Raw genomic sequence first — 13,463 nt, forward strand, 5'->3', positions numbered from 1 at the left:
TTGAAAGGCCTCGCGCCAAGTGACGGCCGTGGGGATGACCATTTCGCCCCGCCGTGTTACGAGACCGCCGCAACAAATGAAAAGCGCCGGTCAGCCGGCATTCCGTCCAGGGAAATTCCATGTCTCACGCCGCCGCTGCCAAGCCGGCCACCGCCCGCAAATCATCCGCCCTTTCCGGCACGGCCCGTGTGCCCGGCGACAAGTCGATCTCGCACCGCTCCTTCATGTTCGGGGGGCTTGCCTCCGGCGAAACGCGCATCACCGGCCTGCTCGAGGGCGAGGACGTGATGCGCACGGGCGCGGCCATGAAGGCGATGGGCGCGCATATAGAGAAGCACGGTGCCGAATGGGTGATCCGCGGCACCGGCAACGGCGCGCTGCTGCAGCCGGAAGGCCCGCTCGACTTCGGCAACGCCGGCACGGGTTCGCGGCTGACCATGGGTCTTGTCGGCACCTACGACATGGAAACGACCTTCATCGGCGATGCTTCGCTGTCCGGCCGGCCGATGGGCCGCGTGCTGGAACCCCTGCGCCAGATGGGCGTGCAGGTGCTGAAGGCGACACCCGGCGACCGCATGCCGATCACGCTGCATGGCCCAAAGCACGCAGCCCCGATCACCTACCGCGTGCCGATGGCCTCGGCGCAGGTGAAGTCGGCGGTGCTGCTGGCCGGTCTCAACACGCCGGGCATCACTACCGTGATCGAGCCCGTGATGACCCGCGACCATACCGAAAAGATGCTGAAAGGCTTTGGCGCCAATCTGTCGGTCGAGACCGACGAGCGCGGCGTGCGCCACATTTTCATCGAAGGCCAGGGCAAGCTCACCGGCCAGACCATCGCGGTGCCGGGCGACCCTTCCTCGGCCGGCTTCCCGCTGGTGGCGGCGCTGATCGTGCCGGGCTCGGACATCACGATCGAGAACGTGCTGATGAACCCGACCCGCACCGGCCTGCTTCTGACGCTGCAGGAAATGGGCGGCCAGATCGACATTTTGAACCGGCGCAATGCCGGCGGCGAGGATGTCGCCGACCTGCGCGTGCGTTACTCCGAGCTGAAAGGCGTCACCGTGCCGCCGGAGCGGGCGCCGTCGATGATCGACGAATATCCGGTGCTCGCCGTTGCCGCGAGCTTCGCCGAAGGCGAAACGCTGATGCAGGGGCTGGAGGAACTGCGGGTGAAGGAATCCGACCGGCTGTCGGCGGTGGCCAACGGGCTCAAGCTCAACGGCGTCGACTGCACCGAGGGCGAGGCTTCGCTCGCCGTGCGCGGCAGGCCCGGCGGCAAGGGCCTGGGAGGCCATCCCAACGGCCTAGATACGACCGTGCAGACGCATCTCGACCACCGCATCGCCATGAGCTTTCTGGTGATGGGGCTGGCGACGGAAAAGCCGGTCACCATCGACGACCAGACCATGATCGCGACGAGTTTTCCGGAGTTCATGGGATTGATGAAGGGGCTGGGCGCGGAGATCGGGTGATTGTCGATGGCAATTGCAAACCTCGGAGATTGGATGCCGACATCCCTCCCTTCGTCATCCTGGGGCGAAGCAAGGAGCGGAGCGACGCCGCGCAGACCCCAGGATCCATGCCGTGACTTCAACGCTCCGCAACGGTGCAATATTCTGGTCCGCGGCATCCTTCGGTTGAGGACACGGCATGGATCCCAGGGTCTCCGCGACGGAGCTTCGCTCCTGCTCCGCCCTAGGATGACGAACGCGTTGGGATCGACGGCCTGCCAATGACCCACCCCTTCACCATCGCCATCGACGGTCCCGCCGGCGCCGGCAAGGGGACACTGGCCCGGCGGCTCGCCGACCACTACCGGCTGAATCTGCTCGACACCGGCCTCACCTATCGCGCCGTGGCGCATGCGCTGCTGCAGGTCGGCCTGCCGCTCGACAATGTCTCGGCGGCCGAAACCGCGGCGCGCCAGGTCGACCTGGCAAAACTCGACCGCGCGGTGCTGTCGGCGCATGCGGTTGGCGAGGCGGCTTCGAAGGTCGCGGTTTTCCCGACCGTGCGCCGCATCCTGGTCGAAAAGCAGCGCGACTTCGCCAAGACGCCGCCGGGTGCGGTTCTTGACGGCCGCGATATCGGCACCGTGGTGTGTCCCGACGCCGACATCAAGCTCTATGTGACGGCGAGTGCCGAAGTGCGGGCACGCCGCCGGCTGGCCGAGATCGAAAGCATCGGCGGCACCGCCAATTTCACCGAAATCCTTGCCGATATCCAACGCCGCGACGAGCGCGACATGGGCCGGGCCGACTCGCCACTGAAGCCGGCCGCCGACGCGCACTTGCTTGATACCAGCGAAATGGCTATAGAAGCCGCGTTTCTCGCGGCCATGTCTGTTATCGACGACGTGCTGGCCAAGAGAAACAAGGCCTGATCCGGGTTTTCTCCCGCGTTTCCGTTGCCGGAGGCGAAGAAAATACCCATATCGGGCACGAACCAGCCTGCCAGCATTCTTCATGCGCCGGAATTGCCGCTCGAAAAGCGGCCCAGGGCTTTTGCAGCCCGGAACGCCGGCAGGCCAACGCAACGCTAACCCACGGCGCCCGTCCCGCTCGAGATGCGGGGCACTCCAGGAGAAACAATGTCAGCTGCAAATCCCACTCGCGATGATTTCGCGAGCCTGCTCGAAGAATCATTCACCACCGGCCATTCCGGCGAAGGTCAGGTCGTCAAGGGCACGATCACCGCGATCGAAAAGGACATGGCCATCATCGACGTCGGCCTGAAGGTCGAAGGCCGCGTGCCGCTGAAGGAATTCGGCGTCAAGGGCAAGGACACCACCCTCAAGGTCGGTGACACCGTCGAAGTCTATGTCGAGCGCATCGAGAACGCGCTGGGCGAAGCCATGCTTTCCCGTGAGAAGGCCCGCCGCGAAGAGAGCTGGGTCCGCCTCGAAGAGAAGTTCACCAAGGGTGAGCGCGTCGAAGGCGTCATCTTCAACCAGGTCAAGGGCGGCTTCACCGTCGACCTCGACGGCGCCGTGGCCTTCCTGCCGCGCAGCCAGGTCGATATCCGCCCGATCCGCGACGTTTCCCCGCTGATGCACAACCCGCAGCCCTTCGAGATCCTCAAGATGGATCGCCGCCGCGGCAACATCGTGGTGTCGCGCCGCACCGTGCTCGAGGAGAGCCGCGCCGAACAGCGTTCGGAAATCGTGCAGAACCTCGAAGAAGGCCAGGTGGTCGAAGGCGTCGTCAAGAACATCACCGACTATGGTGCGTTCGTCGACCTCGGCGGCATCGACGGTCTGCTGCACGTCACCGACATGGCATGGCGCCGCGTCAACCATCCGACCGAAATCCTCAACATCGGTCAGACGGTCAAGGTGCAGATCATCCGCATCAACCAGGAAACCCACCGCATCTCGCTCGGCATGAAGCAGCTTGAGAGCGATCCGTGGTCCGAGATCGGCACCAAGTTCCCGATCGGCAAGAAGATCAAGGGTACCGTCACCAACATCACCGACTACGGCGCGTTCGTCGAGCTGGAGCCGGGCATCGAGGGTCTCATCCACGTTTCGGAAATGTCGTGGACGAAGAAGAACGTGCACCCCGGCAAGATCCTGTCGACGACGCAGGAAGTCGACGTGGTGGTGCTCGAGGTCGATCCGGCCAAGCGCCGCATCTCGCTCGGCCTCAAGCAGACGCTGGAGAATCCGTGGCAGGCTTTCGCCTCGAGCCATCCGGTCGGCAGCCAGGTCGAGGGCGAGGTCAAGAACAAGACCGAGTTCGGCCTGTTCATCGGCCTCGAAGGCGACGTGGACGGCATGGTCCACCTCTCCGACCTCGACTGGACCCGTCCGGGCGAGCAGGTCATCGAAGAGTACAATCGCGGCGACATGGTCAAGGCGCAGGTGCTCGACGTCGACATCGACAAGGAGCGCATCTCGCTCGGCATCAAGCAGCTGGCCAAGGACACGGTCGGCGAAGCCGCGACTTCGGGCGAACTGCGCAAGAACGCGGTCGTCACCTGCGAAGTCATCGGCGTCAAGGATGGCGGTCTGGAAGTGCGGCTGGTCGACAGCGGCATCGAGACATTCATCAAGCGCTCCGACCTCAGCCGTGATCGCGACGAGCAGCGCCCCGAGCGCTTCACCGTCGGCCAGAAGGTCGACGCCCGCGTCATCGCCTTCGACAAGAAGACCCGCAAGCTGCAGGTCTCGATCAAGGCGCTGGAAATCGCCGAAGAGAAGGAAGCGGTCGCACAGTACGGCTCGACCGACTCCGGCGCTTCGCTGGGCGATATCCTGGGTGCCGCGCTGAAGAAGCAGGGCAACTAAGACCTTCGCAACGCGAGGCTCTTCGCGCAGCCTTAAAAACAAAACCCCGCCGGATCGCTCCGGCGGGGTTTTTCTTTTGAGCGGTTCAGCGCTTGATAGATTCGCCGACCCGCTCCAACTCTTTGTTTTCACGCAATTCCCAAGGGAAACCGCTACGCGTTCTTCCCGGGAAAGCCGTTACGCACTTTTCCTGGAATTGCTCTCGGCGAAATGCTCTTGAAGTTCAGGCCCTGCCGTAGAGCGGCACCAGCGTTCCGCTCATTGCCTGGTTGGTGGGCGAGACGAGATAGGCGATTGATTCGGCCGCAGCTTCGAGGCTGACCCATTTGGTGAAATCGGCATCCGGCATGTCGGCGCGATTCGCGGGCGTGTCGAGCGTCGAGGGAGCCACGGCATTGACCAGGATGCCATTGGCCTTGAGTTCTTCCGCCATCGCCACCGTCATGGCAGCGACCGCCGCCTTGCTGGCGGTGTAGGCGACCATCCCGGCGCCGCGCCTGGGGTCGAGCCCGGCGCGCGCAGTGACATTGACGATGCGGCCGGCAGAGCCCGACGCCAGCATCGAGCGGATAGCCGCGCGGCTGCACAGGAAGGTGGTGCGGGCGTTGGTGTCCATCATCTCGGCGAAGGATGCCGATTCGATCTTTTCCACCGGTGCCATGGCAAAACCGCCCGCCAGATGGATCGATCCCCACAAGGCTGGAACCTGAGAATAGAAGGCTTCGACCTTGGCGGAGTCCGACAGGTCGACATTATGCGCCAGCTTCACATTGTCGTGCGCGGTGAAGGGGAAGTGTGAAGGTGCCGCGGCGTGCGCGTTCGGCACATGGCAGATCGCGCCCTGCTCCAGCAGCCTGCCGACCACCGCCCCACCGAGCGCGCCGGTTCCACCGGTCACAACGATATGCCTGCCTTCAAGTGTTTCCGTCATCCTGGACCGCTCCTGTCATTTTTATGACTTTTGTCGTTGGTTAGCCGCGCCGACGCGAAGCGTCGCGCCTTTCAGTCGATCACTCAACCGATATCTCGACATGGCAGCCGTCGCGTCTTTGCATGCGTCAGGACACCGTCGAATAGCGAAGCCGCCCGGAAGCGGCTCATGCCTTCCAAGACCAAGCCGGCAAATGGTCCGCTTCCGGTCGGGGACCAAGGCTGGCCTGGATGGTTCAGACGACCGTGATTTCGATGACATGTGGCAGTCCCGTTGCCCGGGCGTGCTTCAGCGCCTGTGGCAAGGCTTCGATGTCGGCCAGCCTTTCGGCGCCAATGCCATAGGCTTCGGCAAGCTTGCAGAAATCCGGCGGCGCCGGCGACACGCCGACAGGTTCCACGCCGACATCGAGCATCGAGGTCTCGATCTCGCGATAGCCCCTGTTGTTCCAGACGACGAAGATGACGGGCGCTTCGGAATCCAGCGCTACGGCTATCTCCGGCAAGGTGAACTGGAAGCCGCCGTCGCCGGTCAGGCAGACAACCGGGGCATCGGGCATGGCGAGTGCCGCGCCGATCGCCGCCGGAGGGCCATAGCCCAGCGCGCCGAAGCCGGTCGCGGCATTGAACCAGCCGCCGGGCCGGTCATGGTCGTAATAGAGGTTGGCGGCGTAAATCGGCTGGGTGGAGTCGCCGACGATGATGGCTCCGGGCAAGGCATCGCGGATCATTTCCACGGCATGCACCTGCGCCGCATAGGCCGGGCTCAACTCGGCAAAGGCGGCCTTTCGCCCCGCCGCGGCGCGGCCATGGCCGTCTTCGCCGGCGCTGTGGGCGGGATCGATCGCCGCAAGCAGGGCCTCGATCGCCACGGCGCAATCGGCCTGGATGGCGATCGTCGCCGGGCGCCGCGCAAGCTGGTCGGCGCCGATGTCGATACGGATCAGGTTCGAAGGCAGCACGAAGCCGCCGTCGCCATAGCCGTCATAGTCGGTCGGGCCGAATTCGGTGCCGGCGGCGATCACCAGATCGGCCTCGGCCATCAGCGCGCGAACCGCCTTCAAGCTCGGACTTGCCGGCACGCAAAGCGGATGACCATGCATCAGGCCGCGTGCGTTGGTGGTCTCGACAACCGGAGCACCCAGCCTTTCGGCAAGCCGCCGCAGTGGGGCTTCCGCCTTCCTGGCGCCGCCGCCGGCGAGGATCAACGGACGGCGCGCTATCTTTATTAGCTTTGCCGCCTCGGCAATTGCCCTGGCTTCCGGAGCGGGCGGGGCGGCATTGCTCAACGCAGCCGCAAGACCGTCGGCGGGCTTCACCATGACGTCGGTCGGAATTTCGATGTGCACCGGTCCTGGACGCGCGGACGAAAACAAGGCGAAGGCACGGGCGAGCGCACCCGGCAGCTCTGCGGCCTTGGTGATGCGCTCCGAGAACAGCGCCACCTTCTCCATCATGCCGCGCTGGTCGGGCAATTCATGCAGGAAGCCGAGCCCCTTGCCGAGCGTGTCGGTGGCGTTGACGCCAGAGATCACCAGCATCGGCACGGAATCGGCGCGCGCCTGGCCCATGGCGGTGATGGTGTTGGTCAACCCCGGCCCGGTGATGACGAAGGCGACGCCCGGCCTGCCGCTGGCGCGGGCATAGCCGTCGGCCATGAAGCCGGCGCCCTGTTCGTGGCGCGGCGTGACATGGCGGATCCTAGACCTCGCCAGGCCGCGATAGAGCTCGACCGTGTGGACGCCGGGGATGCCGAAGACGGTGTCGACGCCATGGGCCTCGAGTAGCGAAATCAGCGCTTCGCCGATGGTGGTCATTTGTTTTCTCCCCTCTCTCTTTGTTTCTTACGCAATTCCCAAGGGAAAACGCTTCTCATTTTTCCTGGAATTGCTTGAGCGGCGCGAGGCCGAGCTCGGCCTCGACAGCCTTGATGCCAATCGCCGCCAATTCGCCGGGCGAGAACATCTCGCCGGCCAGGCAGCCTTCGATCCAGAGCCCGTCGATGATCGCATTGATCGCGATGGCATGGTGGCGCAGCTCGCCTGCGTCCGGCTTGTGCTGTTCGGCGGCGAGCACTTCGGCCACGACCGCTTCCACCTCGTTGCGAAAGCCAAGGTAGCCGTCGCGGTGGGCGCGGGCCAAGGCAGGATCGGCACCGGCGCGGCCGAGGAAGGTTGCCCAGAGCGAAAACACCCGCGCGTCGATGATCGGCGCATTGAGGTTGGCGGTGACGAAGGCCGCGAGGCGTTGGCGCGGCGAGGCATCATCCATGACCAGTGCCGCTTTGGCCTGCTCGGTCATGCGGCCGACCAGCGCCGTATAGGCTTCCTGCAGCAATTCTTCCTTGCCCGGGAAATAATGCCGGATCAGCCCGGCGGTGACGCCGGCACGCAATGCGATGGTGCGCAAGGTGGCGCCCTGCAGGCCATATTCCGCCACGCTGTCCAAAGTCGCTTCGATCAGATCCTGCCGCCGCCGCCCCTCGCCCTCGCGACGGAACTTACGGCGCGCATTCATTGGCGCAGAATCGGTCGCGTCAGGCATGTCGGCCCGCCTTCGCAGGCGATGCAGAGCGCATCCGCCTCAAAGATTTCAACCGTGCAGCCGGCGGCTTCCATGGCGGCCTTGGTCCTGGGAAAGCCCGCGACGGCAATGACCTTGAGCGGGCTGGTCGGCAGGACGTTCAGGCTGAGGCCGTCGGAAGCGGCGAATTCTTCGGCGTCGCCTTCGACCAGCCGGATGCCGCGCGCCTTCAGCGTCTGATAGAACGGGGCCGGCAAAAGCGGCGAATAGACCAAAGCGAGGTCGTCGGCCAGCGGGCTGATCAGCGACATCAAATGCAGGCACGCTTCTTCACCCTGCCACAGCGGCAGATCAAAGCCGTAGACGGAAATGCCCAGCGGCGTCAGCAGGTTGGAAACCTGCTGGATGCCTTCCTGGTTGGAGCGGACACCGCGCCCGATCGCCAGCGTGCGGGCATCCACCCATACACAGTCGCCACCTTCGACCTGGCCGGGAGCCTCGACGCGGCCAAGGATCGGAATGCCCAGTCTTCTGTAGGTTTCCTCATGCAGCGAGGGCTCGCTGGCGCGCAACGGCTTACCCATGGACAGGATCAGCGCGCCACGGTCGGTCATCAGCGAGGGGTCGTGCGTGAACACCGAATCCGAAAGTCCGTCGGCCCTGTCCTCGATCCATTCGATCTCGGCGCCGGAGGCCGCCACCAGTTCAGCAAGGACCGCGTGCTGCGAGGCTGCTTTCGCCGGGTTGAATCCCGGGCCATAGTGCCAGGCGGCCCTGTCGGCGTCACGCATGGCGTTGGCCGCCGACCGCATCAGCACGCGCCGCAGCGGCGCCGCCATGGACTGTGATCCGAAAGCGCTCATCGATGCCCTTTTTAAGCTGAAAAAAATCGGGAAAATTTCATGAGAGGTTATTTATACACTTGCACAACAAGGCCGCAAGTGCCGTAATGAGCGGGATTGACGGGCTCGCTCTGTTGGGTCCATGCTTGAAGTCTGGAGCGGGGCAGTACAGCGTATGTTGATTAGCCGGATAGACGTTCGACGAACCGCCGGCGGCCATATGGAGGTCATTTGGTGAGCGCTGTGGCAGCTGCCAAACTTCCATCAGGCGAGGTGCAGGACTGCGCCGCAGAAGCCATCCATGTCGAGAACCTGCACAAGAAATTCGGTCAACTGCATGTGCTGAAGGGCGTATCGCTGTCGGCGCGCGACGGCGAGGTCATCGCCATCATCGGCGGCTCGGGCTCGGGTAAATCGACGCTGCTGCGCTGCATCAACTGCCTGGAAAATCCGACCAGCGGCATCATCCGGGTCAATGGTGAGGAGATCAAGCTCAAGGCGGACAGCCACGGCCACACCATCCCGGCCGACCGCAGGCAGATCGAACGCATCCGCTCCAAGCTCGGCATGGTGTTCCAGAACTTCAACCTGTGGAGCCATATGACGCTGATCGAAAACGTCATCGAGGTTCCCGTGCACGTGCTGGGCGTGACGCGCGACCAGGCAATCGCCCAGGCCGAAAAGCTGCTGGCGCGGGTCGGGCTCGCCGAGAAACGCGATGTCTATCCGGCCTATCTCTCCGGTGGCCAGCAGCAGCGCGCCGCGATTGCTCGCGCCTTGGCCATCAATCCGCGCGTCATGCTGTTCGACGAACCGACCTCGGCCCTCGACCCCGAACTGGTCGGCGAAGTGCTGAAGGTGATCGGCGATCTGGCGCGCGAAGGCCGCACCATGGTGCTGGTCACCCACGAAATGAAATTCGCCCGCGAGGTCGCGACCCACGTCGTCTACCTCTACAACGGGCTGGTCGAGGAGGAAGGCCCGCCGGAGCAGATCTTTGGCGCGCCCAAATCCGAAAGGCTCAAGCAGTTCATCCGCAACATCGGCTAGGGACAGGCCGGGACGGAAGAAAACCGGGAACCAACAACAAACTGGGAGTTCTGAAAATGAAGACTGTTCTGAATACATTGGCCGCGGCACTGCTGCTCGGCGTCGCCGCCATGGGCGTGGCCAAGGCCGATCCGGTCAAGATCGGCGTCGCCGCCGAACCCTACGCGCCCTTCACCTCGCCCGATGCTTCGGGCAAATGGGTCGGCTGGGAAATCGACTTCATCGACGCCGTATGCGCCGAGGAAAAGCTCGACTGCGTCATCACCCCTGTCGCCTGGGACGGCATCATCCCGGCGCTGACCACCAAGAAGATCGACCTTATCGTCTCGTCGATGTCGATCACCGACGAACGCAAGAAGACCATCGACTTCTCCGACAAGTACTACAACACGCCGACCGCGATCATCGGCCCCAAGGACCAGAAATTCGGCGCCACGCCCGACGATCTCAAGGGCAAGGTCCTCGGCGTCCAGGTGTCGACGGTGCATGCCGTCTACGCCAAGAAGCACTTCGGCCCGACCGCATCCGAGATCAAGGAATACCAGACGCAGGACGAAGCCAACAACGACCTTGCCGCCGGCCGCCTCGACGCGGTGCAGGCCGATTCCATCGCGCTCAAGGAGTTCCTCAAGACCGACCAGGGCAAGGCCTGCTGCGATCTCAAGGGCATGGTGGCCCCTGACGACGAGGTGCTCGGACCGGGCGTCGGCGCCGGCGTGCGCAAGGAAGACCCCGATCTGAAAGAGAAGATCAACGCCGGCATCAAGGCGATCCGCGCCAACGGCAAATATGACGAAATCTCGAAGAAATACTTCGATTTCGACATTTACGGCGGCGCCACGCAGTCGAACTGACGACCCTCGCATGGCTGGAGGACAGGGCGCTGACGCTCCCGTCCTCCAGCCGGCCTGTCCACGCATGCTCGCCGCCGGCCGCAGGTGCCGGCGGATCGAGCCAGCAATCCGGGGGCGACGCTGATCGAATCCTTTCTTCCGGCCTCCGCGGCCGGCATCGTCGAACTTCTCTCGCCCGCGCCCGTCGGCTGGGGCGGGACGCTCCTGGTCGGGCTCCTGCATTCGCTGGAGATCGCCGTCGGCGCCACCATCGTCGGCCTGCTGATTGGAACCTGGGGCGCCTATGGCAAGCTCTACGGCGGACCGGTGGTGCGCGACCTGTTCGCGGTCTACACCACCGTGGTGCGGGCCGTGCCGGAACTAGTGCTGATCCTGCTGCTCTATTATGCCGGCACCGACCTGATAAACCAGGTGCTGGCCGCCATGGGCTACCAACGTGTCGACATAAGCGGGCTGGTGGCCGGCATCGCCGTGCTCGGCTTCGTCCAGGGCGCCTATTCGACGGAAGTCATCCGCGGCGCGATCCTCGCCATTCCGCAGGGCCAGATCGAAGCCGCCCGCGCCTTCGGCATGTCTCCCGGCCTTCTGTTGCGTCGCATCACGCTGCCGGCGATGCTGCCTTTCGCCATTCCGGGCCTCGCCAATCTGTGGCTGATCGCCACCAAGGACACCGCGCTGCTGGCCGTCGTCGGCTTCTTCGAACTGACGCTGGCGACACGGCAGGCGGCGGGCGTCACCAAGGCCTATCTGATTTTCTTCCTCGCCGCCGGCGTACTCTACCTCTGCGTGACGCTGGTTTCGAACTTCCTGCTTGGCCGCGCCGAGAAATGGGCGCGGCGCGGCATGCCTTCGATCAAGGAGGCCCGTTGATGACGGGTGAAACAGTCATCATCGATACGGCGGCGCGCGCTTCGCTCTGGCTGCAGCCGCATCGCATCGTGCTGATCCTCATCGCGGTGGGGCTGGTGGCGTCGGCCGCCTTCTTCATGCGCTGGGACTGGCTGCCGCAATATTGGGAAATGGGCCTGATGGGCATCTGGCGTGCCCTGTGGATCCTAGCCGTCACCTGCGCGCTCGGCTTCATGATCGCCGTGCCCGTCGGGCTGGCGCAGGCGGCAGGCTCGATCTGGGTCGCGGCTCCGGCGAAAGTCTTCTGCACCATCATTCGCGGCACGCCGCTGCTTCTCCAGCTATGGCTGCTTTATTACGGGCTGGGCTCGCTGTTTCCGCAATATCCATGGATCCGCGAATCCTGGATGTGGCCCTATCTCAGGCAGGCATGGCCATACGGCGTGCTGGCGTTGACCTTGTCCTTCGCCGGCTATGAGGGCGAAGTGATGCGCGGCGCCTTTGCCGGCGTGCCCAAGGGGCAGTTGGAAGCGGCCCGCGCCTTCGGCATGAGCCGCTGGAAGATTTTCCGGCGCATCTGGCTGCCACAAGCCTTCTACAGGGCGCTGCCAACGCTGACCGGCGAGACCGTGCTGCAGCTGAAATCGACGCCGCTGGTGGCGACGATCAGCGTGATCGATATCTTCGCGGTCTCGTCCAAGGTGCGGCAGGACACCTACCTCACCTACGAGCCCCTGCTGCTCTTGGCGTTGATCTATATGGCGATCACCGGCATTCTGGTCTTCGCCTTCAGCCGGATCGAGGCGCGGATCCCGGTCAAGATAGGTTAGGGGAGTAGGGGAGTAGGGGAGTAGGGGAGTAGGGGAGTAGGGGAGTAGGGGAGTAGGGGAGTAGGGGAGTAGCCAGCCACTTCCGCATTCACATTTCCATCCCCGTTCGCTATTCACCGCGCACAATTCCCTATTCCCTAATTCCTTAGGACCGTCATGATGCAACTCAGTCTCGACCAGGCAAAAGGACTGTGCCGGATGGCGGCACTTGGCGCCGGCGCCAATGAGGAGGCGGCGCAATCGCTCACCGCCTCGATCATCGCCGCCGAGGCCGAAGGACTTGCAGCCGTCGGGCTGTCGCATTTCATCGACTACCTCGAAGCGCTGGAGGCCGGGCGCATCGACGGCAATGCCGACCCGGTGATCACCCGGCCGGCGCTGGCCATTTATTTCTCGGACGCACGCGGCGGGCTGGCGCATACCGGCTTCGACCGCACCATCGACGACCTCGCCAAGGCGGCAAGACTGTTCGGCGTCGCCATCTTCTCGCAGAAGAACGCCTATACGTGTGGGGCGCTCGGCTACTTTACCGGCCGGCTGGCGGCGCAGGGGCTGGTGTCCTTTGCCGCCACCAATGGACCGGCCGTCCTGGCCGGCTCGGGCTCGGTCAAGCCGGTCTACTGCACCAATCCGATGTCGTTCGCCGCGCCCGCCGCCGACGGCGCGCCGCTGGTCATCGACCAGTCGTCGAGCGCCACCGCTTTCGTCAACATCCGCAAGGCCGCGGAAGACGGCAAGAAGATCCCCGAAGGCTGGGCGCTGGACGCCAGCGGCAATTCGACGACCGACCCGGCCGCCGCCATGAAGGGCGCCATGCTTGCCTTTGGCGGCCAGCGCGGCGCCAACATCGCCCTGATGGTCGAGGTGCTGGCGGCGGGCCTGTCGGGCGCCAACTGGTCGCTCGACGCGCCGTGGTTCAGTGGCGGCCCCGACAGTCCGGGAACCGGCCTGTTCGTGCTTGCGGTCGAGCCCAAGCTGCTCGATCCCGATTTCGAGCAGCGCATGAAAGACCAGCTCGACCGACTGCGCCGGCGCTATGGCGTGCATGTGCCCGGCCGTGCCCGGGCCGAAGCGGCCGAGAAGGCGCAGGCGCGCGGCATCACCGCGCCCAAGGCAGTGATCCAGCGCATCTCCGAATTTGCCGAGCGCTATTCGGCCTGAAGAAATCGGCGAATTTTTTCCCGCGCCTCGGTGAACCTTCCCGCGCGTCCCGACGACGAATAGCTATCCGGGTCGGGTTTGCCCGGTCGGTGTCTTCTGTCGGATGCGTCCAGGGCCGAGGCGGGCGTAC

At 64.5% G+C, this 13,463-nt stretch carries 12 protein-coding genes; 8 read left to right on the forward strand and 4 right to left on the reverse strand.

From position 1 onward, the window contains the following. The first annotated feature begins 119 nt into the window (after positions 1-119). From aroA to rpsA, 3 genes are all read left to right on the forward strand, one after another. Positions 120-1,478: a 3-phosphoshikimate 1-carboxyvinyltransferase gene (gene aroA / locus EN845_RS27045; RefSeq protein ID WP_127872952.1), complete on the forward strand. Its 1,359-nt coding sequence runs from the start codon at positions 120-122 to the stop codon at positions 1,476-1,478. A 260-nt stretch (positions 1,479-1,738) separates the two neighbouring features. Continuing rightward, positions 1,739-2,389: a (d)CMP kinase gene (cmk, locus tag EN845_RS27050; RefSeq protein ID WP_127872951.1), complete on the forward strand. Its 651-nt coding sequence runs from the start codon at positions 1,739-1,741 to the stop codon at positions 2,387-2,389. A 207-nt stretch (positions 2,390-2,596) separates the two neighbouring features. Next, complete coding sequence (gene rpsA, locus EN845_RS27055; protein ID WP_127275816.1) at positions 2,597-4,294, forward strand: 30S ribosomal protein S1; 1,698 nt, start codon at positions 2,597-2,599, stop codon at positions 4,292-4,294. A gap of 223 nt (positions 4,295-4,517) precedes the next feature. Here rpsA and EN845_RS27060 read toward each other — a convergent pair whose 3' ends face one another. From EN845_RS27060 to EN845_RS27075, 4 genes are all read right to left on the reverse strand, one after another. Further along, positions 4,518-5,225 carry an SDR family NAD(P)-dependent oxidoreductase gene (locus tag EN845_RS27060; protein ID WP_127872950.1) on the reverse strand — a complete coding sequence of 236 codons (708 nt, stop codon included), beginning with the start codon at positions 5,223-5,225 and terminating at the stop codon, positions 4,518-4,520. Positions 5,226-5,460: 235 nt separating this feature from the next. After that, complete coding sequence (locus EN845_RS27065; RefSeq protein WP_127872949.1) at positions 5,461-7,041, reverse strand: 5-guanidino-2-oxopentanoate decarboxylase; 1,581 nt, start codon at positions 7,039-7,041, stop codon at positions 5,461-5,463. A gap of 55 nt (positions 7,042-7,096) precedes the next feature. Beyond that, positions 7,097-7,741 carry a TetR family transcriptional regulator C-terminal domain-containing protein gene (locus EN845_RS27070; RefSeq protein WP_167531483.1) on the reverse strand — a complete coding sequence of 215 codons (645 nt, stop codon included), beginning with the start codon at positions 7,739-7,741 and terminating at the stop codon, positions 7,097-7,099. Continuing rightward, a complete protein-coding gene (locus EN845_RS27075; protein ID WP_127872948.1) occupies positions 7,738-8,610 on the reverse strand; it encodes a dimethylarginine dimethylaminohydrolase family protein in 873 nt (290 codons plus the stop codon). The genes EN845_RS27070 and EN845_RS27075 overlap by 4 nt, the downstream gene beginning before the upstream one ends. A 213-nt stretch (positions 8,611-8,823) precedes the next feature. Here EN845_RS27075 and EN845_RS27080 point away from each other — a divergent pair, with 213 nt between their 5' ends. The 5 genes from EN845_RS27080 (at position 8,824) to EN845_RS27100 (ending at position 13,333) form a co-directional block, all read left to right on the forward strand. Next, entirely contained in the window at positions 8,824-9,639 is an 816-nt protein-coding gene (locus EN845_RS27080) for an ABC transporter ATP-binding protein (RefSeq protein WP_127872947.1), read from the forward strand. A gap of 56 nt (positions 9,640-9,695) precedes the next feature. Further along, positions 9,696-10,493, forward strand: a complete 798-nt coding sequence (locus EN845_RS27085) for a transporter substrate-binding domain-containing protein (RefSeq protein WP_127872946.1) — start codon at positions 9,696-9,698, stop codon at positions 10,491-10,493. Positions 10,494-10,697: 204 nt separating this feature from the next. Beyond that, positions 10,698-11,363: an ABC transporter permease gene (locus tag EN845_RS27090; protein WP_127275827.1), complete on the forward strand. Its 666-nt coding sequence runs from the start codon at positions 10,698-10,700 to the stop codon at positions 11,361-11,363. After that, complete coding sequence (locus EN845_RS27095) at positions 11,363-12,172, forward strand: ABC transporter permease (protein ID WP_127275824.1); 810 nt, start codon at positions 11,363-11,365, stop codon at positions 12,170-12,172. The genes EN845_RS27090 and EN845_RS27095 overlap by 1 nt, the downstream gene beginning before the upstream one ends. Before the next feature lie 159 nt (positions 12,173-12,331). Further along, positions 12,332-13,333 (forward strand): Ldh family oxidoreductase, encoded by a 1,002-nt coding sequence (locus EN845_RS27100; protein ID WP_167531478.1) that lies wholly within the window; start codon positions 12,332-12,334, stop codon positions 13,331-13,333. Positions 13,334-13,463: the final 130 nt, after the last annotated feature.

This window comes from Mesorhizobium sp. M8A.F.Ca.ET.202.01.1.1 (assembly GCF_004791595.1).
In the GTDB taxonomy this organism is placed as follows: Bacteria; Pseudomonadota; Alphaproteobacteria; order Rhizobiales; family Rhizobiaceae; genus Mesorhizobium.